General features: G+C 57.8%; 19 protein-coding genes. 10 read left to right on the top strand and 9 right to left on the bottom strand.

Annotation, left to right across the window (positions count from 1 at the left end; translation table 11 throughout):
- Positions 1-243 precede the first annotated feature (243 nt).
- Positions 244-747 carry a DUF2569 domain-containing protein gene (locus tag USF70_RS01375; protein ID WP_320735195.1) on the top strand — a complete coding sequence of 168 codons (504 nt, stop codon included), beginning with the start codon at positions 244-246 and terminating at the stop codon, positions 745-747.
- Positions 748-877: 130 nt separating this feature from the next.
- Here USF70_RS01375 and USF70_RS01370 read toward each other — a convergent pair whose 3' ends face one another.
- From USF70_RS01370 to USF70_RS01360, 3 genes are read right to left on the bottom strand one after another with little or no spacing between them, the layout of a single operon-like run.
- Positions 878-1,741 (bottom strand): HlyD family secretion protein, encoded by an 864-nt coding sequence (locus USF70_RS01370; RefSeq protein WP_087822144.1) that lies wholly within the window; start codon positions 1,739-1,741, stop codon positions 878-880.
- On the bottom strand, positions 1,738-1,953 hold the full coding sequence (locus tag USF70_RS01365; protein WP_033144858.1) for a DUF1656 domain-containing protein: 216 nt from the start codon (positions 1,951-1,953) through the stop codon (positions 1,738-1,740). The genes USF70_RS01370 and USF70_RS01365 overlap by 4 nt, the downstream gene beginning before the upstream one ends.
- Positions 1,946-3,928, bottom strand: coding sequence for an FUSC family protein (locus tag USF70_RS01360; protein WP_320735194.1), 1,983 nt, complete (start codon positions 3,926-3,928; stop codon positions 1,946-1,948). Before USF70_RS01360 ends, USF70_RS01365 begins: the two co-directional genes overlap by 8 nt.
- 76 nt (positions 3,929-4,004) lie before the next feature.
- On the opposite strand from USF70_RS01360, the gene USF70_RS01355 reads away from it, so the two are divergent.
- Positions 4,005-4,799, top strand: coding sequence for a helix-turn-helix transcriptional regulator (locus USF70_RS01355; protein WP_320735193.1), 795 nt, complete (start codon positions 4,005-4,007; stop codon positions 4,797-4,799).
- Here USF70_RS01355 and USF70_RS01350 read toward each other — a convergent pair.
- Positions 4,796-5,686 (bottom strand): oxidoreductase, encoded by an 891-nt coding sequence (locus USF70_RS01350; RefSeq protein ID WP_064673599.1) that lies wholly within the window; start codon positions 5,684-5,686, stop codon positions 4,796-4,798. The genes USF70_RS01355 and USF70_RS01350 overlap by 4 nt on opposite strands.
- 105 nt (positions 5,687-5,791) lie before the next feature.
- Here USF70_RS01350 and USF70_RS01345 point away from each other — a divergent pair, with 105 nt between their 5' ends.
- Positions 5,792-6,913, top strand: coding sequence for a YbdK family carboxylate-amine ligase (locus USF70_RS01345; protein ID WP_029741715.1), 1,122 nt, complete (start codon positions 5,792-5,794; stop codon positions 6,911-6,913).
- Here USF70_RS01345 and USF70_RS01340 read toward each other — a convergent pair.
- From USF70_RS01340 to USF70_RS01330, 3 genes are all read right to left on the bottom strand, one after another.
- Positions 6,843-9,998: an efflux RND transporter permease subunit gene (locus USF70_RS01340; RefSeq protein WP_320735192.1), complete on the bottom strand. Its 3,156-nt coding sequence runs from the start codon at positions 9,996-9,998 to the stop codon at positions 6,843-6,845. The two genes, USF70_RS01345 and USF70_RS01340, sit on opposite strands and share 71 nt — an antisense overlap.
- Positions 9,999-10,007: 9 nt before the next feature.
- Complete coding sequence (locus USF70_RS01335; protein ID WP_320735191.1) at positions 10,008-11,072, bottom strand: efflux RND transporter periplasmic adaptor subunit; 1,065 nt, start codon at positions 11,070-11,072, stop codon at positions 10,008-10,010.
- Positions 11,073-11,179: 107 nt separating this feature from the next.
- Positions 11,180-13,888, bottom strand: a complete 2,709-nt coding sequence (locus USF70_RS01330; RefSeq protein ID WP_320735190.1) for a cation-transporting P-type ATPase — start codon at positions 13,886-13,888, stop codon at positions 11,180-11,182.
- 478 nt (positions 13,889-14,366) lie between these two features.
- On the opposite strand from USF70_RS01330, the gene USF70_RS01325 reads away from it, so the two are divergent.
- Positions 14,367-14,615: a DUF1158 domain-containing protein gene (locus USF70_RS01325; RefSeq protein WP_013097677.1), complete on the top strand. Its 249-nt coding sequence runs from the start codon at positions 14,367-14,369 to the stop codon at positions 14,613-14,615.
- An 82-nt stretch (positions 14,616-14,697) separates the two neighbouring features.
- On the opposite strand, the gene USF70_RS01320 is transcribed toward USF70_RS01325, so the two are convergent.
- On the bottom strand, positions 14,698-15,039 hold the full coding sequence (locus tag USF70_RS01320; protein ID WP_029741711.1) for a RamA family antibiotic efflux transcriptional regulator: 342 nt from the start codon (positions 15,037-15,039) through the stop codon (positions 14,698-14,700).
- 32 nt (positions 15,040-15,071) lie between these two features.
- Complete coding sequence (locus USF70_RS01315; RefSeq protein WP_320735189.1) at positions 15,072-16,175, bottom strand: MBL fold metallo-hydrolase; 1,104 nt, start codon at positions 16,173-16,175, stop codon at positions 15,072-15,074.
- A gap of 190 nt (positions 16,176-16,365) precedes the next feature.
- On the opposite strand from USF70_RS01315, the gene USF70_RS01310 reads away from it, so the two are divergent.
- The 6 genes from USF70_RS01310 to USF70_RS01285 all read left to right on the top strand — a co-directional run bounded on the left by USF70_RS01310 (position 16,366) and on the right by USF70_RS01285 (position 24,656).
- Positions 16,366-16,956, top strand: coding sequence for a TetR/AcrR family transcriptional regulator (locus tag USF70_RS01310; RefSeq protein WP_039264021.1), 591 nt, complete (start codon positions 16,366-16,368; stop codon positions 16,954-16,956).
- Positions 16,946-17,314, top strand: a complete 369-nt coding sequence (locus USF70_RS01305) for an MmcQ/YjbR family DNA-binding protein (RefSeq protein ID WP_045889435.1) — start codon at positions 16,946-16,948, stop codon at positions 17,312-17,314. The genes USF70_RS01310 and USF70_RS01305 overlap by 11 nt, the downstream gene beginning before the upstream one ends.
- Before the next feature lie 120 nt (positions 17,315-17,434).
- The gene (nfsB, locus tag USF70_RS01300; RefSeq protein WP_033144849.1) at positions 17,435-18,088 is read left to right on the top strand and encodes an oxygen-insensitive NAD(P)H nitroreductase; all 654 of its coding nucleotides are present in this window, start codon (positions 17,435-17,437) and stop codon (positions 18,086-18,088) included.
- 404 nt (positions 18,089-18,492) lie between these two features.
- Entirely contained in the window at positions 18,493-21,102 is a 2,610-nt protein-coding gene (locus USF70_RS01295; protein WP_087822136.1) for a filamentous hemagglutinin N-terminal domain-containing protein, read from the top strand.
- Between the two features lie 93 nt (positions 21,103-21,195).
- Positions 21,196-22,854: a ShlB/FhaC/HecB family hemolysin secretion/activation protein gene (locus USF70_RS01290; protein WP_320735188.1), complete on the top strand. Its 1,659-nt coding sequence runs from the start codon at positions 21,196-21,198 to the stop codon at positions 22,852-22,854.
- An 86-nt stretch (positions 22,855-22,940) separates the two neighbouring features.
- Entirely contained in the window at positions 22,941-24,656 is a 1,716-nt protein-coding gene (locus tag USF70_RS01285) for an O-antigen ligase family protein (RefSeq protein ID WP_183269149.1), read from the top strand.
- Positions 24,657-24,818: the final 162 nt, after the last annotated feature.

The raw sequence follows: 24,818 nt of genomic DNA, 5'->3' as shown, positions 1-24,818 counted from the left end.
GACTTTAAATATCCGTTTCCGGAAGGGTTCTGTCGGGATGGAATGTCTGAGAAACCGCTATTAGCAAAGAGCGCTCCCTGGAAACCGCCTTTAAAAATGAATACCTTTACTACGAATAGTCACCCTTAACACAAATTTACGCGAAAAATTACCTGTATAGCACACTTATTTATCGGTCAGTTGCGCTTGCAACATATTTCGTTTAATCTATTGTTAATTATAAAATATTTCAAAGGTCCATCTATGGAATGGGGATGTATAAAGTGCGGGGTTGAAATACCTCAGGACAGAGAATTTTGCGAAAGCTGTGAAGATAAAAACTTCAGGAAAATTGGAGGTTTTCTCTTCTTACCCCTTATAGGTTTAGTGGTCACCGCTGCTTCCTATCTATTTGCAATGACTGATGCATTTAAATTTACGATAGAAAATTATTCGCATCTGAATACACATGAAAAAATATTCTTCATGATTTCCCTCGCCATTTACATTGGCGAATTTTTATTTACAGTCACAGTTCTTTCATTTTTCATAAGAAAGAAAAAATCGCTACCAAAGCTTTATATTTTGTTTCTGACATCAGTCGTAACGACGATGTCATTAAATATCTACCTGCTTTACGTGTTAATTCCTGGCGCTGAGATTGGATATAATGAACTTGTACCTATTTTTAGAAATGTGATAACAGCTTTAATTTGGATTCCCTATTTCATTATATCAGTTCGTGTAAAAAGAACGTTTATTCGATAAAAAGTACGAGTGGCTTCACCATTTTGATGATTAATCAGTCAGAGTTATATTGATCCACCTCCTGTCATCAAAACCGAGCGGACGGTGTCACCGTCCGCTTTTGGCACAAAACAGATATTCATACTCATATCTACCGCCCCACCGCCACGCTCGCCGACAGCCCTGCCACCAGCTCAACGCCCTCCGGTAACCTGTCGATATGAATGCGCACCGGCACGCGCTGCGCCAGGCGCACCCAGCTAAAGGTGGGCTCGACGTCGGGCAGGCCCAGCCCGCCCGCCTCATCGTTGCTGTCCCCGATCCCATGCCCGATGCTCTCCACATGGCCCGTGATGACAGGCTCGTAACCCATCAGCACCACCTGCGCGGCATCCCCGACGCGAATATGGCGCAGCTTGGTCTCCTCAAAGTACCCCACCACCCAGAAGCTGTGTGCATCAACGATGGCGACCTTCGTCTCCCCCGCCGTCGCGTAGTCTCCGGGGCGAAGCCGCAGGTGCGTGACGTACCCCGAGACCGGCGCGCGCACGGTGGCGTGCGCCAGATTCAGCTCTGCCAGATCCAGCGCGGCCAGCGCGCCGTGATAATTGGCCGCCGCGACGTTCGCCGCGCTGCCGGTTTGCTGTAAATCCTCGCTCGAGATGGCGTTTTTAATCAGCGTGCGGCGATGGGCCGCGTCCTGGCGCATCAGCATCTCATGGCGTTTCGACTCGACGTCCGCCTGCGCGCTGACCACCGCCAGCTTAAGCCAGCGCGGATCGATGGTGTAAAGCACATCGCCCTGGTTCACCCACTGATTGTCCCGCACGGCCACGCTGATGACCGGCCCGGAGACGTCCGGCGCAATCTGCACCACGTCCGCCCGCACGCGGCCGTCGCGGGTCCACGGCGTTTGCGCGTAGTGTTTCCACATCATAAAGGCCAGAAGCGAGGCCGCCGCGGCCGCGCTTAAGGTCAGCGCATAGCGAGCCAGTAAAGAGAGCAGTGATTTCATGACAATAACCCCAACGCGGTCAGACCCTGCATCAGCAGGAAAAAGGTGACGATCCAGGTTGAAACATCCATCAGCGGGCGAAACGGCAAGCGCCGGTAGAGCCTGCTGAGCGAGAAAAGCGCGACGAGGCCCAGCGTGCAGACCAGCGCCGCGAGGGCGACCATCAGCAGCCCCGGAATAAAAACCCCGCCGATATTGAGATCGTTAACCATGGTCTGGCCCCCGTAATGCACAGTGCAGATCCACCAGCCTGAAGACCAACTGGCGCGCGTGTTCATCTGCCGCGGGCAGATGGCGCTCGATAATAGCGGCAATGCGTTCGCGCAAGGCGTTGCAGTCCCCGGCGTTTATCCGATGAAAAAGCGCGTCAACCTCCCTGCCGGGCGGTGCGCCACTGCGGCGTAAATGCATGACCGCCAGCCCCAGACGCAGCGCGTGTAACAGTCGATCCAGCGCCTGCTCCGGCGCGCGCGCGCTGCGCGGCAGGCGCGGCAGCAACAGGGCGGTTCGGTCCATCATCAGGTTGATCCAGTGCGTTTCATCAACCCGCAGCGTGCCCTTCACGCTGCGGCGAATGTCGCGCTGGCAGAGGTTCAGCAGACGCGCGATGGCGCCGTCCGCCTGCACGGTTTGCAGCAGGCTCATGCTGACGACGGCAAAGCCGGTCGCGGCAAAGAGCGCGATGGCGGTGTTGGCCGCGACGGCGAAGTCTCCGCTGTAGTGCGCACCCAGCTCGCACAGAATGGGCAGCGTCAGGGTGATGCCCATCGCCATAAACGTGGTGGGCGGGCGCGCCTGAAGCGACCCGGCCAGCAGATACGCCGGGGCAAGCACCGCCACCAGCACCGGGAAATCGCTTACCTGCGGCAGCAGCGCAAAGCTGTAGAACAGGCTAATGACCACGCCCCAGAATGAGCCAATGATGTATTTCACGATATGCGGCGCCGGGGTGTCGAAGCTGCCAAACAGCGTGCAGCAGACGCCGAGTATAGAAACCGCCGTACCGCCATCCGGCCACGCCGAGAAGATCCAGACCAGACAGCCGCTCAGGATGATAGCGAAAGCCCCCAGCGCCGTGCGGGCGGCTGTTAGGGGATCGCGGTGGAAAACGTAGCCTTTCGCCGCGCGGGTTTGCACCTCACCAAACACGGGTTTTGCACGGTGGATGGCCCCGGAAAGACGTTCGCACTGCTGCAGAAGCACGATCGCCTCCGAGAGGTAGCGGATAAAACTGACCTGCAGCGCGTCGTCAAACGTCTGCGCCTGCGCGGCATACCGATCGATGAGAAGCGCACAGCGGAGCCGCAGCGACTCTGCCGTACTGCCGGCATCAGCGCCTTCAGCGGTAAGCCAGGCCTGAACGTCGCGCATCAACGCCTGCACGTTGGCGGGCAGGGTTCCGCTCGCTGGCAGGCGATCGTGTAGTTCACAGTTGACGATAACCAGCCGCGCCAGCCGGTCGTGGATCGCTTTTCTGGCCTGTCGCACCGGGGCTGAAAGGGCAAAATCATACGGAATATGGTGGCTGATGCCCTGCAGGAACTGCAGCGCCAGAGCCAGATGCAGGGGGCCGGAAGCCGCATCGGGTTTGCCTGATAGGGTGTCCGCCACCCGCCCGCGCGCGGCCTGTAGCGTCTGGGATAGCTTAGCGTTGAACTGGCCCGATACGCGCGCGGGCAGCACGTAGCGGTGGATCAGCGCCGCGCAGATAATCCCAATCGCGATCTCCTGCACGCGGACGATGGCGACGTTAAAAATGCCGCCGGGATCGGACACCGCCGGAAAACCAATCAGGCTCGCGGTGTAGCCTGCCAGCACAAACGCGTAAGCCCGGGGCGTGCGTTCCAGCAGGGAGAGCCACAGGCAGAATACGATCCAGCCCGTCAGCACCACGCTGCACAGGACTGGCGTATTTGCGAAGGCAGGCACAATCACAACGGTCGCGCTGGCACCCGCCACGGTACCGGCCAGCCGGTAGAGACTTCTGCTCAGCGATGCGCCGACCGACGTCTGCGACACGATGTAAACCGTAATAATGGCCCACGAGGGGCGTTCGAGGCCGATCGACAGCGCAATGTAATAAGCCAGCATCGCCGCGGCAAAACTCTTCGCAGAGTAGATCAGCGCGCCCGCATCGTTTCGCAGCGCGGCGGGGAGACGCACGGGATGAGAGAAAATGTTTTTCATGCCGGGATTATTACCGGCTTGCAGACCCGCTTAAATACTCTATTCTGTCAAAAAATACCTAAATGTTGCCAGAATCGTGAAGCCTCAACCCGCTACTACGCTGTATGACCCCGACTCTACCGCCAGCCCGGCGGTGGCGCGTCATCTGGACTTCGTGGACTACGCCGCGGAAGTGCCGCTGCATACCCACCGCAAGGGCCAGCTGATTATTGCCCGATACGGTGCGGTCAGCTGTTACGCGGAAAATGACATCTGGATCGTGCCGCCGGACTGCGCCGTCTGGATCCCCGGCGGGATCCCGCACAGCGCCAGGGCGACCTGGAACGCGCATCTTAACTATCTGTTTATTGAGCCCGGCGCGGCGGCACTGCCGGAGAGATGCTGCACGCTGGCGATCTCGCCGCTGATTAAGGAGCTGGTCGATCGTCTGACGCGCGAAGGCGTGGATTATCCCCCCGACGGCCACGTCGCCAGATTGACCCGGGTCACGCTGGACGAGCTCGCCAGCATGCCGCAGCAGAAGCTAAGCCTGCCGGTCTCAACCGATCCGAAAATTCGCGCCATGGCGGACGCGCTGGTTAGCCGCCCTGATGACAGAAGCACGCTGAAGGACTGGGCGAAACGGCTCGCCCTCAGCGAGCGATCGTTTGCCCGCCTGATGCAGCGCGAAACCGGGCTGAGCTTCGGGCGATGGCGTCAGCAGCTGCATTTGATTATTGCCCTGCGGGAGCTGGCCAGCGGCGTGCCCGTCCAGAACGTGGCGGCAACGCTCGGGTATGAATCGGTGAATGCATTTATCACCATGTTCAGAAAAGCGATGGGCAGCACGCCCGCCCACTACTTTGCCGAACGGAAAAACAGCGGCCGTTAGCCCGGCCCCTCGCTCCCCGCCGCCAGCAGCGGCACCACCACGTCGCTGATGGGCACCGCAATCCCGTGCTTGCGGCCGTAGCGCTGGATCACGCCGTTGCGGATATCCCACTCCATCGGGCGATCGGCCTGGCGGTCGGCCAGGATCGACGTGCCCAGATCTACTGGCGCACGCTGGAAGTTCGCCAGGATCTCCTGCGCCACGTCATCATCCAGCTTCGCCCCTTCGGCGCGGGCAACGGCAAGCCCCTCACGCAGGTAGGCCAGCGCAAGCTCGCTGATATCTTCGCGCCTGAACATCCCGGCGCGGCGGTTAGAAAGCACCATCAGCCCGGCGACCGCGTTTTGCAGCAGCTTGCGCCAGGCGACGGAGGCGAAATCTGTCGAGAGCTCAACCGCGCAGCGCGTACCGCGAAGCGCCTCCACCACCCGCTGCGCCTGCGGCACGTCCGGCAGGGTCAGGCGCGGTTTGGCGCGCAGCCAGACGGAGGCATCCGGCTCGCGCTGGGCCGGGAACCAGACCACCGACGGCAGCACCGTCGCGCCGTTAACCCACGGCTCAAGCTGGGCTTTTTGCTCCACGCCGTTTTGCAGGGCGCAGACCACGGTGTTTTCATCGCACAGCGCGCGCAGCCACCCGGCGCTGTCGGCGTTCTGGGTAGTTTTCACTGCGATGAAAACCAGAGCCACTGGCTGCCTGATGACGGCCGGATCGGTTAATACCGGACCGGGTACCACGGTTTCACCCTCGTCGTGGCGCAGGCGTAATTCCGCGTGCGCGGTGCGCCCGCACAGCAGCGGCGTGCGGCCAACGTCATGCAGCACCGCGGCGATGGTGGTACCAATTGCGCCAGGCCCAATCAGCGCAATCACTGGATTGTCAGACATGGTTAACTCCCCTTTTCGCTAAGCCTGCTAACAGTTATACCACCCTGAAAAGTGAGCGCCACGTCGTTGTCTATACTCAACACACTACAGACAACGGAGTGCGCCATGCCTTTACCCGATTTTAAGTCCTCTGAACCTTTCACCCTCGGCATCGAACTCGAACTGCAGGTGGTTAACCCGCCGGGCTACGATCTGAGCCAGGACTCCTCCGCGCTCATCGCCGCCGTCAAAGACGACATCAAAGGCGGCGAGGTCAAACACGACATCACCGAAAGCATGCTCGAAATCGCCACCGGCGTATGCCAGAACATCGACCAGGCGGCGGCGCAGTTCTCGGTGATGCAGCAGAGCATCCTGCGCGCGGCGGCGGAGCAGCATATCCAGATCTGCGGCGGCGGGACGCACCCGTTCCAGAAGTGGCAGCGGCAGGAGGTGTGCGACGACGAGCGCTATAACGTCACGCTGGAGCGCTTTGGCTACCTGATTTTGCAGGCGACGGTGTTCGGCCAGCACGTGCACGTCGGCTGCCGGACCGGGGACGACGCGATTTACCTGCTGCACGGCCTGTCGCGCTTCGTGCCGCACTTTATCGCCCTGGCGGCGGCCTCGCCGTACATGCAGGGCACGGACACGAAGTTCTCCTCGTCGCGGCTCAACATCTTCTCGGGATTTCCGGATAACGGCCAGATGCCGTGGGTCAACAGCTGGCAGGAGTTCGAGGGGCTGTTCCGCCGCCTGAGTTCGACCAGCATGATCGACAGCATTAAGGACCTGCACTGGGATATTCGCCCCAGCCCGCACTTCGGCACCGTCGAGGTGCGGGTGATGGATACGCCGCTGACGCTCGGCCACGCCATTAACATCGCCGGGCTTATCCAGGCGACGTCGCACTGGCTGCTGACCGCGCGGCCCTATAAGCATCAGGAAAAAGATTTTCTGCTGTACCGCTTTAACCGTTTTCAGGCCTGTCGCTACGGGCTGGAAGGGATCCTGACGGACGTGCATACCGGCGAGCACAAAACCGTGGCGGAAGACATTGCGTGGCTGCTGGAGCAGGTTGCGCCGTCGGCCGAGAAGCTTGGCGCGACGAGCGCAATCAATGAAATTGCCCTGCTGTTAAAGCAGGGCAAGAGCGAGGCGCAGCGCATGCGGGAGTTTATCGCCGACGGCGGCTCGCTGATTTCTCTGGTTCAGAAGCACTGCGAGCTGTGGGCGACGAGTCCGTAAGGCCGTGGCCCCACTCGCGCAGACGCTGGAACAGCACGAACAGCGCGGGGATAAACACAATCCCCACCACGGTCGCCACCAGCATGCCGCTGAACACCGTGGTGCCGATGATGCGGCGGCTCTGGGCACCCGCCCCGGTCGCCAGCATCATCGGCAATACGCCGATAATGAACGACACGGCGGTCATCATCACCGCGCGGAAGCGGCGCGATGCCCCTTCTAGCGCGGCATCGACAATCGCCATCCCGTCCATGCGCCGCGCGCGGGCGAACTCCACGATAAGAATTGCGTTCTTGGCGGCGAGGGCTATCAATAGCACCAGACCTATCTGCACGTACACGTCGTTGGCATAGCCCGCCAGCCACAGCCAGACCAGCGCCCCGCCGATGGCGAACAGCACCGAGAGCATCACGCTCGCCGGGAGCGTCCAGCTCTCGTACTGGGCAACGAGGAACAGCCACGCCATCACCACCGCCGCCAGCACGATCCACATCGCCTGGTTACCGGCCTGCTGCTCCTGATACGACATGCCGCTCCAGGCGTAGTCGTACCCCGCTGGCAGATTCTGCGCCAGAAGCTCGCCCATCGCCGCCATCGCGGTGCTGCTGCTCACCCCAGCGGCCGCCGAGCCGCTCACCGACACGGACGGGAACTGGTTGTACTGCTGCAGGAACGGCGCGCCGACGGTCGGCGTAATGGTGACGAGGTTGCTCAGGCGCACCCGCTCGCCGCTGTTGCTGCGCACGAACAGCTCGCTGATTTGCCCGGCGCGCTCGCGCCACTGCATCTCGTTCTGCATCACCACGTGGTAGACGCGGTTGTTGACGCTGAAATCCCCGGCGCGCGTGCCGCCAAAGGCGGTTTGCAGGCTGCTGAAGATGCGCGACACCGGCACGTCGAGTCGGGCCGCGCGCTCGCGGTCAACGGTCAGCGTCAGCTGCGGCACGTTGCTGCTCCAGGTGGTGAACACGCGGCTCAGCTGAGGATGCTGGTTAGCTTTCGCCAGCACCTCACGAGTCACGCGCTCCAGCTCCGCCGGGCTCTGCCCCGCCTGCGCCTGGATGCGCAGGTCGAAGCCGGAGGCGTTGCCCAGCCCCGGCAGCGTCGGCGGGGCAAAGGTCATGATGGTCGCTTCCGGCAGGGCCAGCAGCTGGCGCTGCAGGGTACCCATCACCTCGTCCAGCGGTGGACGCTCGCTCCAGTCCTTCAGCATGATGGAGATAAACCCGCCGTTGGAGGCGCTGGTGCCGTTGAGAATGTTAAATCCGGAGACCTGAATCACGTCCTCCACCGCCGGATTTTTTGCGATGAGTTCGCGTGCCGTGGTCATCACCGCTTCGGTGCGCTCCAGAGAGGCCGCCTCCGGCAGCTGAACGCTGGCAAAGAAGTAGCCCTGATCCTCCTGCGGCAGGAAGCCTTTTGGCATCGACGTAAAGCTGAACGCCACCACGGCCGCCGCGCCTGCGGTGGCCAGCAGCGCCAGCCACGGGCGAAGGTTGAAGACAGTCACGATGCGGGTGTAGACGCCACGCGTGGCCTCCAGCCCCCGGTTGAACCCACGGAAAATCGCCGCGGGCTGCACCGGGCGCGGACGCAGGAGCATCGCGCACAGGGCGGGCGTCAGGGTCAGCGCCACGAGGCTTGAGAGCGTGACGGCGGTGGAGAGCGTCACCGCAAACTGGCGGTACAGCTCGCCGACAATCCCCGGCAGGAGCGCTACCGGCACAAACACCGCCAGCAGCACCAGCGTCGTGGCGATGACCGGCCCGGCGATCTGGCGCAGCGCCAGCGCGGTCGCCGCCGTGCGGCTCTGCCCTTCCGCCATCAGCGTTTCGACGCTCTCCACCACTACGATGGCGTCATCCACCACCATGGTCAGCGCCAGAATAATGGCGAACAGGCTGAGCGTGTTGGCGGAGTAGCCGAGCGTGTAGAGCACCGCGAAGGTGCCCACCAGCGATACCGGAATGGCGAGCGCGACAATCAGCGTCGCGCGCCAGCTTTGCAGGAACAGGGACACCACGACCACCACCGCCAGCATCGTCAGCGCCAGCGAGACGCCGATCTCTTTAATGGTGGCGGCCACAAAGGAGGTGGTGTCGAATTTCACCTCGTAGACCAGGTCGTCCGGGAAGCGCGTCGAGAGGCGATCCAGCTCCGCGCGCACCGCGTCGGCCACGCGCAGGGCGTTGGCGGACGGCGTCGGGTAGATGCCGAGATAGGCGGAGTCGTGCCCGTTCAGCTGCGCGCCGGAGCTGTAGCTGCGCGAGCCGAGCTCGATGGTGGCGACGTCCTTCAGACGCACCAGCTGGCCCATCTCGCCCGCGCGGATGATGATGTCGGCAAAGTCTTCGGCCTGGCTTAAGCGCCCCAGGCCGTTGATGGTCAGGGTCTGCTGCTGGCCGTTAAACACCGGCGGCGTGCCGACCTGGCCTGCCGCCCCCTGCACGTTCTGTTCGCGCAGCGCCTGCGCCACGTCGTCGGTGGTGACGTTCAGGGCGTTCATGCGGTCCGGACGCAGCCAGATGCGCATGCTGTAGTCGCGCGCGCCAAACATCTGCACCTGCCCTACGCCCGGCAGGCGCGACAGCGCCTCGCGCACCTGGGTGCTGGCGTAGTTACTCACAAACAGCGGCGTATGGGTGTTGTCCGGTGAGTAAAGACTTACCCCCATCATCAGGTTGGTGGCGCGCTTGCGCACCTGCACGCCGTTTTGCTGCGCTTCGGTCGGGAGCTGCGCCACGGCCTGCGAGACGCGGTTTTGCACGTCGATGGCGGCGAGGTCCGGATCGGTGCCCGCCGCGAAGGTGATGTTCAGGCTATACGTGCCTTCGTCCGAGCTGGTGGACTCCATGTAGAGCATGTGATCCACGCCGTTCAGCTGCGTCTCCAGCGGCGTGGCGATAGCCTCCGCCACGTCAGCCGAGCTGGCGCCCGGCCAGCTGGCAGACACATTCACCACCGGCGGCGCGATCTGCGGGTACTGCTCCACCGGGATAATCCTCAGCGCAATGGCCCCCACCAGGGTGATGACCAGCGCAATCACCATCGCGAAGCGCGGGCGTTTGATGAAAAACGTCAGCATGATGGCTCCTTAATTCAGTATCTGGACGGCCGCGCCGGGCTGCACGCGCTGCGCGCCGTCAGTAATCGCTCGCTCACCGGACTTCACGCCGGAGGTAATCCGGAACTGCTGGCCGATCTGTCCGGCGACCTTCAGCGGGCGCATTTCGGCTTTGCCGTCGGCGTTAACCACCCAGGCAAAGAACCCGTCGCCGTTCTGCTGGACCGCCGCGGCGGGCAGGGTCAGAACCGGCTGCTCGCTGGCCGGGCGCAGCGTCACGTTCACGCTGCCGCCGGGCAGCAGCTGATGGCGCGGGTTGGCAAACTCGGCGCGCAGCATCACGCTGGCGGTGCGCGGATCGATGCGGTTGTCCACGGACGTCAGCTCGCCGCTGACGCGCTGGCCGTTGCTGTTAATGAAAGCCTGCCAGGCCTGCTTCATGGCGCTGATATCCGCATGCTGTCCGGCTTTGGTGGCAAACGCGCCCTCTTCCAGCGCAAAGGCGATGCGGATGGGATCGAGCTGCACCACCTCCACCAGCACGCCGCTGGCAGGGTTGACCAGGCTGCCGACGTGGAACCGGCTGTGCCCCACGCGACCGTCAATCGGCGAGGTGATGCGGGTGTAGTTCAGGGTGACATTACGGGTTTCGAGACGGGCTTTGGCCTGCTCCAGCGCCGCGCTGGCGACGTCGCGCTGCATGCGGGCGTTGTCCACGTCGTGACGGCTAATGGCGTTGCTGCTGCCCAAGCTTTCAAAGCGGGACAGCTGCTGCTGCGCCTGGCGCAGCGTGGCTTCGGCGCTTCTCACCTCAGCCTGCGCCAGACGCAGGGCGGCGCGCGGCTCGGCGTCGTCCAGTTCGAACAGCAGGTCGCCTTTTTTCACGTACTGCCCGTCGCGGAAGTGGATTTTGGCGATCGCGCCTTCGGTACGCGCGCGCAGCTCAACGGTGTGGATGGCTTCGATGCGGCCCGGGATCTGGCGCTCGGCGGCGTGGGCAGTCTGCTCCACGGTGGCGACACGAACGGGGATGGCGGCAGCGAATACGGGTTGCAAGGTGCAGGCGAAAAGTGCGAACAGGAGTGGGAGTTTCATTAAGAGGTACCTCAGATGTGTTCCCCTCACCCCGGCCCTCTCCCACAGGGAGAGGGAGGTCAGAGTCCCCTCTCCCCGTGGGAGAGGGTTAGGGTGAGGGCAAAAGGTTATGCAGCCTTACGGAATCTGCGGGTCAGTCGCTTCTCGATTTCGACGACGAAGAACATCACGCCCGCTACCGCCAGGGTCACAAACCAGTAGCGCAGCGGCAGGGCTTCGGTGCCGAACAGCATCTGCATCAACGGCAGGTAGATAATCGCCGCCTGGAGCAGGAACAGCACGCCCGTCACCAGCCAGATCCCTTTGTTCGCCAGCAGGCCTCGGTTCAGGGAGAATCCTTCGGTGTTGCGGCAGTTAATCATGTAAACCCACTGGGCGCAGACCAGCATCTGCAGCAGCACGGTGCGGATGAACTCCGCGCTGTGGCCGCGCGGGGCCAGCCAGGCCTCCAGCGCAAAGGCGGCGATGGCAATCATGGTGCCGACGAAGGCCCCGCGCCAGACGGCGTAGGCGTCCATCACGTGCTGCCCGGTCTGACGCGGCGGACGACGCATGATGTTGCGCTCGGCGGCCTCAAAGGCCAGACCGAAGGAGAGCGTGGCGGAGGTGGCCATATTCATCCACAGAATCAGCACCGGCGTCAGCGGAATGATGTTCCCCGCCAGCAGCGCAATTACAATCAGCAGCCCCTGCGCGAGGTTGGTCGGCATGATGAACAGAATCGTCTTCTTCAGGTTGTCGTAAACGCGACGCCCCTCTTTCACCGCGCTGGCGATGGTGGCGAAGTTGTCGTCCGTCAGAACCATGTCCGCCGCCTCTTTGGTCACTTCCGTGCCCTTGATGCCCATCGCGATGCCGACGTCAGCCTGACGCAGCGCCGGGGCGTCGTTCACGCCGTCGCCGGTCATGCCGACGATTTCCCCCTTGTCCTGCAGCGCTTTCACCAGGCGCAGCTTATGCTCCGGGCTGGTACGGGCGAAGATGTCATACTTCACCGCCGCTTCCGCCAGCGCGGCGTCGTCCATCTTCTCCAGCTCGTAGCCGGTGACCGCTTGCTCGCTGTTGGCGATCCCCAGCATCTGGCCGATGCTCATCGCCGTCTGCGGGTGATCCCCGGTGATCATCTTCACGCGGATCCCCGCCTGCTGGCAGGCGTTAATCGCATCAATGGCTTCCGGACGCGGCGGATCCATCATCCCGGCGATGCCGAGGAAGATCAGGCCGTGGCTCAGGTCATCGTGCGTCAGTTCCTGCTCGCCGTTCGCCGGCTTGAACGCCGCGGCGACCATGCGCAGCCCCTGACGCGCATAGCGCTCCATCTCGCTTTCCCAGTACGCGCGGTTGAAGGCTTCCGCACCGTTGCGGGTCTGCTGCTGCGCGCACAGGGCGAAAATGACGTCCGGCGCGCCGGTGATCAGGATCTGCTCCTCACCGCCAATCTGGTAGTGGGTGCTCATGTACTTGTACTGCGAGTCGAACGGGATCTTGTTAACCAGTGTGGTCATGACCGGCTCAAGGCTGGCCTTCGCCGCCAGCACCTTCAGCGCGCCCTCGGTTGGGCCACCGGTGATGCCCCACAGGCCGCGCTCGTCCTGGATCAGCTGGCTGTCGTTGCACAGGTCGATGGTGCGCAGGTAGTGCTCCAGCACGGTGCCCGGCTGGATGTGGACCGGCTCGTCGCTGCCTTCCAGGTAGATGTTACCCACCGGCTCGTAGCTGTTGCCGTCCACGCGGTAGCAGGCGTCAGCGGTGATAATGGCTTTAACCGTCATCTCGTTCATGGTCAGGGTGCCGGTTTTATCCGAACAGACCACGGTCATCGCGCCGAGCGTTTCCACCGTCGGCAGCTTGCGGATAATCGCCCGCTTGCGCGCCATCGCCTGCACGCCCAGCGAGAGGATGATGGAGATAATCGCCGGCAGACCTTCCGGCACGGAGGCCACCGCCAGGCTAATCAGGGAGAGCAGCAGCTCGCCCATCGGGATCTCGCGGAACACCAGGCTGAAGACAAACAGCGCGGCCATCATCGCCAGAATAATGGCGAAGATCGCTTTACCCAGCTTGTCCATCTGAACCAGCAGCGGCGTGCGGTGCTTTTCGATACCCGCCATCATCTGGTTGATGTGGCCGAGCTCCGTATCCTTACCGGTCGCGGTGACCACGCCGACGCCGCCGCCCGCGCTTACGGTCGTCCCGGAGAAGACCATATTGGTGCGATCGCCCAGCGGCAGTTCGCCGCTCAGCGGATTAATATGTTTATCCACCACGGTGGATTCACCGGTCAGAATGGCCTCTTCCACGCGTAAATTATGCGCTTCGATTAAACGCATATCCGCCGGAATACGATCCCCCGCGCGTAATACAATAATATCGCCCGGGACTATTTCAGTTGTGGGTAGAGTTTCGTGATTGCCGTTACGAATAACGCGCGCCTCGCTGGAGAGCATATTGCGAATACTCTTCAGGGATTTTTCCGCGTTGCTTTCCTGAATATGCCCAATTAAAGCATTGATTACCGCCACGCCCAGAATAACCAGCGTATCAACCCAGTGGCCCATTACTGCCGTTAATACGGCGGCGGCCAGCAGGACATAAATCAGCACATCATTAAAATGGGCCAGGAAACGCAGCCAGGCGGGTTTACCTTTTTTCTCCGGCAGCGCGTTCGGCCCTGTTTTTTGCAGACGCGCCTGCGCCTCTGCACGATCCAGGCCGCTGGCCTGGCTCTGCGTGTGGGTAAGCACCTGCTCTACGGTCTGCTGGTATGCCAGCCCGCCGGAAGGCGGCACGTTTGGGGACAATTTTTTTTCGGTCATCGTATTTTTCCTTCAATATCCGGTGAACAGAAGCCTGAATTCCTTTCTGGCTAAATAAATTCATTTTTAAGTCTTGCGGGTAAAATTGATCTACCGCAATATAATGACTTCTCGGTTATTCAAAACTGATTAAAACTATTTCGATGGCCTGATTTTTACAAAATATTTCTAAACCAACACTAAACGAGGGGGAACCATGTGGGGTATTTATCGCGGACGCCGACTGGTGTTATACGTTATCGCGGCCATTGTTATTGCCACGTTAATTGGTTATAGCACTTATACATTTGTAAAATTATTTTCCTGACAAAGACATTTATTTACATAACGCGATATTAATATAAATGCCGGGTCGTATTTTGTTATTTATTCCCCAAATAATATCTTGGTTTTTATTCAATAACGTCTTAGTCGCTGATATTGCTTTACGTTACAGGATGCCGGACAATGACATTTTTAACTGACGATTAACATTACGATGAAACACCCGTTAGAATCGCTGCTTACGGCAGGCGGCATTTTATTGCTGGCCCTGCTCTCCTGCCTGCTGTTGCCCGCGCCATCGCTGGGTCTGGTGCTGGCGCAGAAGCTGGTTCAGACCTTTCACATGGTCGATCTGAACCAGCTTTACACCATTTTGTTCTGCGTGTGGTTTTTACTGCTGGGTGCCATCGAATTCTTCGTGCTGCGTTTCGTCTGGCGCCGCTGGTTTTCACTGGCGTCGTAAGCCAATAAAAAAGCCGGGTGGCGACTTCGCCTTACCCGGCCTGTGATGGCAATTTTTGTGACCCGCCAGGGCGGAAAACAGCTCAGTGCGCCTGACTGTGGTTCTCCTTGCGGTACGCACCAGGCGGCTGGTTGAACGTGCGGGTGAAGATACGGGTAAACGTCTGCTGCGAGTCAAACCCGTAACGCAGGCAGATGTCGTACACCCGAGCGTCGGATTCACGCAGATCGCGCGCCGCCAGCAGCAGCTTGCGCTCACGGATATAACGCCCCAGGCTCTCCCCTTTGTACTGCATAAACAACCGCTGCAGGTGCCACTTCGAGTAGCCCGCGTGGCGGGCAATCTCTTCTATACGTAATGGCTGGTGCAGATTGTCGTCGATCCATTCGACGATAGTGTCGATGACTTGAGCGGAAATGGTCATGCTGCTGTCCCCCTCTGCTTCTCGCTTAAACATTATTCCCACCACGCGCGAAAGGTTTGCGTGGCGTCATTCACCCGGACGGGCTCGCCCAGCGCCGGTGTCAGTAGCCGATAGTTTTTATCCTTGCTGGCTTTAGCCAGCTGGATCAGCGGATCGTTCCACGTATGTTTCGCCAGCACGAAGCGTCCGTTATGCCCGGGCACTAAGGCTTTCGCGTTCAGATCCACCGAGGCCTGCGCCGTTTCCTCCGGCAGCATGTGGATGTACTTCCAGTCCTGGTCGTACTGGCCGTTTTCCATGATGGCAACATCCACGCCATCAAACTGCTCGCCGATGGCCTTAAAGTGCGGGCCGTAGCCGGAATCCCCGCTGTAATAAACCTTCCGATCTGGCGTGACGAACATAAAGCTGCCCCACGGGGTTCGATCGCGCTTGATGCCGCGCCCGGAGAAGTGACGCGCCGGCAGAACATGCACCGTCAGTTCATCGCTGATGCGTACCGACTGGTTCCAGTCGCGTTCGTCAATAATCTCAGGCTTCATCCCCCAGTAGCGCAGATGGGATCCCACGCCCAGCGGCGTCACCACGCGCTTCACCTTCGGCAGTAGCGCCCGGATGGTGGCGTAATCCAGATGATCGTAGTGATCGTGCGAGATAATCAGCAGGTCGATTTCCGGCATGCTTTCAGCGCGCCACGGATATTCCCCGGCAAAGGCTTTATTCAGAAACGAGAACGGTGCGGCATAGTTGCCGAGCACCGGGTCAATCAGGATGCGTTTGCCCGCGAGCTGCAGGTACCACGAGGAGTGGCCGAGCCACACCAGGGTGTCCTGCTCCAGCGGCAGGCTCGCAAGATCGGTTTTCACCAGCGGCAGCGGCTGGGCCGGGCGCGCGTTTTCGGTTTTTTTGGTCAGAAAATCCCACGTCGCGACCAGCATGTTTTTGTCGCCGTTATAGCCCGGCGTCGGCAGCGTATTGTGGAATTTCCCGTCGCGATACTGGGGAGAGGCCTCCACTTCAGTGAGCTGCTCACCCTGCGGCGGCTGGCCGAATCCGGCATTCAGAACAAACGGTAAACTCGCAGCTGAAGCAATAATCATGATTAACACCACGCAGATGAAGAGAGGTTTTTTCATATCCAGACCCGAAAACGCGCCCCTTCCGATAGTTTGCGCGGGGTAAACTTGATTATGAGTGAGTAAGCACTCATTATAGATATGATGATAAAGTCGTCAAGACGTTTTCGATCTTTGACATTCCGCGTTGCAGCGTGTCAAAGCACGTGTTTCAATCAGGGTTTTTATAATTGACAGGGGGAAAAATTTAGTGGCACGTCCGAAGAGTGAAGATAAAAAACAGGCCTTACTGGAAGCCGCAACGGTGGCGTTTGCACAGTCAGGTATTGCCGCCTCAACGTCGTTAATCGCCCGTAACGCGGGCGTCGCCGAAGGGACCCTGTTTCGCTACTTTCCCACTAAAGACGATCTGCTGAATGCCCTCTATCTGCACCTGAAGCAGGATCTCTGCCAGGCCATGCTGGCAAACCTCGATCGCACCATCACGCTGCCCAAAGAACATACCCGCAATATCTGGAACAGCTACGTGGACTGGGGTATTCGTAACCCCGTTTCTCATGCGGCTATCCGCCAGATTGGCGTCAGTGAAAAGCTGAGCGCCGAAACCGAACAGGCGGTGAAAGAGATGTTCCCGGAACTCCATGAACTGTGCCGCCGCTCGGTGCGTCAGGTGTTTATGTCAGATGAATTTAAAACCTTTGGCGATGCGCTTTTCTTATCGCTGGCCGAATCCACGATGGAATTTGCCACTCGCGACCCTTCCCGCGCCGTTGATTTTAAAGCGCTCGGTTTTGAAGTGATGTGGCGCGGGCTGGCCCAGGAAGAGAGCGATGGACAGTAAATCCTTGCAGGAGCACGCAATGCGCGTGGCCCTTGAGTTGCCCTTCACCGAACACTGCTGGCCGTTTGGGCCGGAGTTTGACGTGTTTAAAGTGGGCGGAAAGATTTTCATGATCGCCGCGGTCGCGCACGGGCGACCGCACGTCAGCCTGAAGTCAGACCCGGAGAAATCGCTGTTAAATCAGCAGATCTATCGCGGGATAGAGCCGGGCTACCATTTGAGTAAAAAGCACTGGATCTCCCTTTACGGCACCGACGACGTGACGCCGGAACTGGTTACCGACCTCATTCATGATTCCTGGAATCTGGTGGTGGATAAGCTGCCGAAAAAAGACCAGAAGTGGATCCGTCCGGTCTGATTGTTCGTCTGAGACGAACAGATTAAGCGCTCGAATTGCACTTATCTTTTTCCGCGTCCCGCTGTAATCTGCTTTCCTTTCGCGCCCGCGAGCGGGCGAATTTCATCACCAGGAGTTGTTATGGATATCATTTCTGTCGCCCTGAAACGCCACTCGACCAAGGCGTTCGACCCAAGCAAAAAACTGACCGCGGAAGAAGCGGAAAAAATCAAAACCCTGCTGCAGTACAGCCCGTCCAGCACCAACTCCCAGCCGTGGCACTTCATTGTGGCCAGCACCGAGGAAGGAAAAGCGCGCGTGGCGAAATCCGCCGCGGGCACCTATGTGTTCAACGAACGCAAAATGCTGGATGCTTCCCACGTGGTGGTATTCTGCGCGAAAACCGCGCTGGATGACGCCTGGCTGGAGCGCGTCGTGGATCAGGAAGAGGCCGATGGCCGTTTCAACACGCCGGAAGCCAAAGCCGCAAACCATAAGGGCCGCACCTTCTTCGCCGACATGCACCGCGTGGATCTGAAGGATGACGACCAGTGGATGGCGAAACAGGTTTACCTGAACGTCGGCAACTTCCTGCTGGGCGTAGGCGCGATGGGTCTGGACGCGGTACCGATTGAAGGTTTCGACGCCGCTATTCTCGACGAAGAGTTTGGCCTGAAAGAAAAGGGCTTTACCAGCCTGGTGGTGGTACCGGTTGGGCACCACAGCGTGGAAGATTTCAACGCCACGCTGCCGAAGTCTCGCCTGCCGCTGAGCACGATTGTAACTGAGTGCTGATCTCCTCTGGCGCGCTGGGATCCGGCGTGCCTGTTTTCAATACCGCATACTCCCGCTGTGTATAGATGCATCCGTTAGCAGGCAAATTATTTGTAACAGCATAGAAATAGTTATATCGGAAATTTCGCATGCAATTTTATAATTATTAATTACGTTCTTCTATGTGATATCAACCTGTTATAGCCTCTCATCACCCCAATCAATAACTCTCAAAAATATATCCATTTATTTTTTGTCACGTTCACGTTAATTATTCCCTTCTGGTACCGCATTAATTAATGCACATTTTGTATGAATTGTTACATGTCTATTTTTGGAATCGAAGTTCTGCATGTTTTTATGTGCGTCCATTTCGCATGAAGAGAAATGGGAACACTTTTTCAAGGAATTACAAGGATAGATATATGAAAAATAAAAGTGCAGTGAGCACAAAGGCTAATTCAAAGGTATTGCACGCCAAACTGGCGCCGACCTGTTTCGCGACCATGCTTGCGCTGGGCATGATTATGCCAGCTCAGGCTGCCATCGTGGCAGGTAATACCGATAAACCGGCCATTCATACGGATGCAAGTGGCGCAACCATCGTTGATATCAACAAGGCGAGCGCGGGTGGGGTTTCCCATAACGTTTATTCCGAATTTAACGTCGACAGCAACGGCGTGATCCTGAATAACAGCGGCACAGCAACCAACACCCAATTAGCAGGTCAGATCAATGGCAACGCGAATATGGCCGGCGGCAGCGCTAAAGTGATCCTGAACGAAGTGCGTTCATCCGATCCGAGCCAGCTGAACGGCATGGTCGAAGTGGCAGGCCAGTCCGCGCAGGTGATTATCGCCAACCCATCAGGCATCACCTGTGACGGTTGCGGCTTTATCAATACCAACCACGCTACGCTGACCACCGGTACTGCCACCTACGATAACAAGGGTAATGTTAGCGGTCTGGATGTGAGCAAAGGTCAGGTGACCATCACCGGTAAAGGGATGGATACTCGTTCTACGCAGTACACCGACATTATTGCCCGTTCAGTGAAGGTCAATGCGAAACTTCAGGCTAACGAACTGAATATCGTCACGGGTAATAACCACATTGATAAATATGGCCGCGTGCAGAAGAAGTATGACAGCAGCAATGCCCCGGACGTAGCGCTGGATGTGTCTGCGCTGGGCTCCATGTACGCGAATAAAATCTATATGGAAGGCACTGACGCCGGCGTTGGCGTGCATATCGATCGTGCTGACCTGACGGCATCCGACACGCTGTCAATCAACGTTGAGGGTGTGGTCGAAAACAACGGCGGACGTATCAGCGGTAAAAATTCAGCTACCGTGATGGGAAGTGATGTCCTGAACCATAACGGTCAGATTACCTCTGAGGGGATGGTGTCCGTTGCCGCAGACAACACGCTGGACAACACTAACGGCGTCATTAAAGCTGCGATGGTGAACGTTTCCGGCAAAAATACCGTTAACAACCGTGGTTCCATTCAGGGCAGCCAGAATACCTTTATTACCGCTGACTCGCTGGACAACAGCGACGGTGAAATTCTCAGCAATGGCGATTTGACGATCGGCCGCGCCTCCAGGAATTACAACGCGCAGGGCGTGAATAACACCCATGGCCGCATTGTTGCTAAGGGTGCCCTCAGCGTTGACGCTGCCAGCCTGAACAACTCCGCTGGCCGCGTAGAAACCAACGGTGCGATGAGCGTCAATGTCGACACGCTGACGAACGACAACGGTCTCATTTCCGCCGGGAACGGCTGGAACATGATCAACGCCTCCATGCTGAATAACGACAACGGTGTGATTCAGTCTCTGGGTTCTGACAGCCAGCTTCAGGTGAGCGGCAACAACATGCTCTCTAACCGCAATGGATCAATCCACAGCGACGGCTCTGTTTCAATCAATGGCGCGCTGGATAATATGTCCGGCACCATCGCAGCCGAAAAAGACCTCTTTATGTACGGCACGTCCTACTATTCTGACCTTGCCAGTAAGATGGAAGCAGGCGGCAATATCGACATGACCGTGACCGGTACGTTCCAGAACGCCGGAACCCTTAAAGCGGGTCAGGATATGATGTTAACCATCGGTTCTAATGGCTGGAATAACTATGGCGGCCCGGCGCAGAACAGCGGTTCCATCGCGGCTGGCGGTCGCCTGGCGCTGCAGATGAACAGCAGTCAGTTCGACAACAGCGGCGACATTACCGCTAATCAGATGGATCTTCAGCTGGCAGACCTGTCCAACAGCGGCTCGATCGTCAGCAAGAATGATATCAACCTGAACACCACTAGCCTGGAAAACCGGGGCAACGGTACGCTCGTCGCAGACCATAACATCAACATTACCGCCTCTTATCTGATGACCGATACAGGCAGCCAGATCAACGCGGGTTCTGATGCCATGCTGTTTGTCATGAACAATCTGGACAACAGCGGTGACATCCGCGCGGCGCATGACATTAATCTCGACGTAATGGGCAGCTACGGCTGGTCTCAAAGCACCGCGTATAACTACGGCACGATTGTGGCGGGTAATACCCTGAACGCACAGATGGACCGCGTAACCCTCATCAACGGCGGTACGCTGTCTGCTGATAACGGTATTACCCTGGTCAGCAACTACCTGACCAACAGCGGTAACATCACCAGTGCAAGCGGTATTACGCTGAACACGGCTAACGGCATTAACAACGAAGCCAGCGGTAATATTACCGGCGATCGCGTGTACACCATGGGTTACGTCAATAACATGGGTGTGATTAACGAGACCGGTACAGCAAATCAAGACAACGGTAGTAACACTGCTGATAACAATAATACCAACCCAGATTCAGATACCACGGCGAATAATAGTGGAAATACCACCGTTAAGCCAAACGGTACACCTGAAGGTAATGGCGTTTGGGAAAACGGCGTTGTCTATTATCCGGGCGATCTGTATTACGGGTATCCCATTCAGGATATCGTTTATTACCCAGGCGGCTACTCCATTTATACCGCGTAATCGTTTGACATAAACCAAAGCCCCATTCCTGCAATGGGGCTATCTATTTTTTCGTTAAATTCAGGATCCTTCGCGGTCCATAAAGTTATTTACATGACTAATTATCGATCTGGCCTCGTTCTGCTATCACTGCTCGCGTCACTTCCCGACACTGTACATGCTGAACCGGCCACCACTCAGCAGCAGGATCAGGCGAGGCACGAACAGCTTGCACCGCCTGGGAAGTCAGTCCTTTCATCAGAAAGCATGCTCGCAACTGATGCGCTTGCATTGCCACATGAGACAGTGTGCTACGACATTCAGCATCTGAACATCGACAATACGCAGTCGCTTCCACACTGGCTCACTTTTCGCGATATCATTCGTCAGGCTGAGAATAACTGTATCGGCGTGAAGGGAATTAAAGCCATACATACGGCCGTGCAGAATCGATTAATATCCCACGGATTTATTACCACCCGCGTATTAATACCGGAGCAAAATTTGCACAAGGGAACGTTAACCCTGCGAATTCTGCCAGGACGCGTCAGTGATGTCATTATTCAGGATGAAAGCGGCCTCTCCGTTCATCGCTGGAATAACGTCCCACAAGGGCCGGACGATCTCCTCGATTTACGCGGTCTGGAACAGGGGCTGGAAAACCTGCAGCGTATTCCCGGTTCGCAGGCCAGTATTCGTCTGGTGCCGGGGGAAAATCCTGGCGATACCCGCGTTGAGATCAAGCGCGACCAGCGTAAAGCCTGGCGACTGGGCAGCTGGTTTGATGATTCCGGTAGTAAATACACCGGACGGTATCAGGGGGGGCTGGCGCTGTATCTGGATAACCCCAACTCGCTCAACGATATGTTTTATGCCGCGTATGGCGGTGGTTTCAAGAATGAAAACGGCAAGCGTAACGATAATACCTCGGCGTTTTACTCCGTTCCCTGGGGATACTGGGCGCTGGAACTTTATGCCAGCCAGTACAGAACGACGCAGACTCTCCATAGCGGTGATTTTAACTACCGGTACAGTAGTGATGAAAAGTTAATGACCGCCGCGCTTAACCGCGTGGTTTACCGCAGCGCGAGCCAGAAAACCACGCTGGGCTTTAAAGGGATCAAGCGGGATTCCCGCTACGATCTTAACGACGTGGAAGTGGAGGTTCAGCACCGGGACACCAGCAGCTGGCAGCTCAGCCTGGAACATTTAGCCTATCTTCCCTTCGGTCAGCTTACGGCAAGCCTCGGTTATCAACATGCCGCACCGTGGTTTGGTGAAGAACCCGATGCTGAAGAGATGGTGGGCAGTGCCGACGCGCAGGCGCGCATCATTACGCTGAGTGCAGACGGTACTTTCCCGTTCAAACTGGGCAAGTTTGCCCTCAGCTATGAACCGCACTTCAAGCAACAGACCTCTCCGGACAGGCTGACCCAGCCCGATAAGTTCACCATCGGCAACCGCTGGACGGTGCGCGGCTTTGACGGAGAGTCCTCATTGTATGCAGACAAAGGCTGGTATCTGCGCAACGATATCAACCTGAATCTGCCGGTATGGGGAATGCAGCCGTATATTGGCGCAGACTATGGCGAAGTCAGCGGCTCAGAAAATGATTACTGGAGCGGGGCGCACATTGCCGGTGCGGTCGCTGGCGTGCGCGGGGTAAAAGGCCATCTGGGGTATGACCTTTTTGCGGGCGTACCACTGGCAAAACCGGATGAGATGCATACCAGTCCCGTCACGCTTGGGTTTTCGGTGCAATGGCAGTACTGACGGAGAAAGTCTCAGAATGGACGCAGGAGCGTTAGCCCCTGTCGGAGGGGGTAAATACAATCATGATTTACCCTCTTCAGGCTCTAATGAACACGCTGACATCCTCTTTGATTACGCTGGCAAATATATTGCTAAACGCCCGCACGATACGCGTGCTGATACTGTCCACTTTCAGCCTTTACTGGCTGGTGCTACTCCATATCCCCTGGCCTAACAACGGCGATTACGGCATGAACCTGCCGATGAACCTGCTCTGCTGGGGCGTGATGTCTATGCTGTCGCTGCTGGTATGGCTTTTTCTGCGTACGGCAACCGTGCGTATTACACGCACCAGCATACTCATGCTGGCGAGCGCGGTTCTGTTTACGCTGCCGATCCTCTGGTCTCCTTCTGAAGGCTTGCCGACTGCCCTACCCCGGCTGGTCGGGATCTGGGGCGGAGTGATGTGTTACGTGACTCTGCTTCAGGTTCCTCTTCAGGAGAAAGAAACCACAGGGATTTTTTATCTGCTGGCTATCGCTGCCGTTGTGGAATGTCTGATTTCGCTGGCGGGGCTTTACTGCCCGGCATATCTCCCCTTCCCGCTCAATAACCTGGCTGAAAATTATTCTGGCTACGCACCGGGTATATTTCAGCAACTGAATGTCACCGCTTCATTTCTGGCGACGGGGCTGGTCGCCCTGCTGTTTGTTCTTGCCGATGCTCGATGCGTCTGTTACCGGGTTCGCGCAGAATCGTATCGCCTGCTGTTTATTTGTGTCAGCATCATAGTGATATCGGCCACGCTGGTTGTGTTTCACTCACGCACCGGCTGGCTCGGCGGGTTAATCGGCATTCTGTGCGTATCGGTGATGTTCAGCCACCCGCGTTTTCGCGTTCGAACGACAAGTCGCCGCCGCCTGCTGGTGGTCCTTTTGCCGTTCGCGGGAGGGCTTTTAGGCACGCTGCTGCTGAATCAGCCTCTGGCCGCATCCCTCGCGCACGAAAGCTCCAGCAATCAGCGGATGTTAACCCTGGAATACACGCTACGTATGATCGGCGTTCATCCTTGGCGGGGCTGGGGGTTAGGAATGTTTGAACCCGCCTTCCAGAATTTTATGGCCGCGCTGCCGTTCGATAATCCAAGCCGGGAAATGATGCAACACCCGCACAATGAGACGCTGTTTATCTGGGCGGAGGGCGGCGTGATTGCGCTGGCGGGCGGGCTGTGTCTCCTGTGGGGCTGGATAGTTCTTTTCCTGAGGCGAAAAAGCCTGTGGCAGTGGGCGGCACTGCTCACCACCTTGCCGATTCTGCTGCACACTCAGGTGGAGTTTCCACTCTATTATTCCGTGGCGCACTATTTTGCCATTCTGATTTTAATGGCCTCAGCAGACGGAGAACTCCGCACATTTCAGGTTCGCAGTTCGCGGTTACGTTGGCCGCTGGTGTTCATCGCACTGTATGGCTTAGTGCTTTCTGCACAGCTTTTTTTTGCCAGCATTGTGCTGGGAAATTTTGAGACGGGCAGACTTGCTTTCCCTGAGAGCATTACCGGTTTACACGTGCCGGGACTCATGCAGATGCGCTATCAGCGTGACCTTAGCCAGCTTCATTTGTGGCATTTCAACCAGACGGGCGATATTGATGAGCTGGAACGATACGCCAAAGAAAATGGTGAATGGATAAAATTGCATATGGAAGAGGACGCCTGGAACGATCAGGTTAATATTTTATTATTTTCACATCGTCAGGATGATGCAGAAAAATTAAAACAGCGGGCACATCGGCTAATGCCGTGGGACGTTAGATTTAAATCATAGGGGATCGAAATCTATTTCAACCGCGTTGATTAACGCGGTTTTTATATATTCAGGCAAGTCATAAATGCAGGTTTAAGTATTTTTAAACAGACTTTCCCTTCCTTCTGGTTATTATCACACCTGTAATTAAATCCAGTGATGAGCGCGGTACGGAAGTGCGCC

The sequence above is a fragment of the Enterobacter sp. 237C8 genome, assembly GCF_034106865.1.
Classification (GTDB): domain Bacteria; phylum Pseudomonadota; class Gammaproteobacteria; order Enterobacterales; family Enterobacteriaceae; genus Enterobacter; species Enterobacter asburiae_B.
Note: the sequence above shows the minus strand (reverse complement) of the source record. Positions and strands in the feature narration are given on the sequence as shown.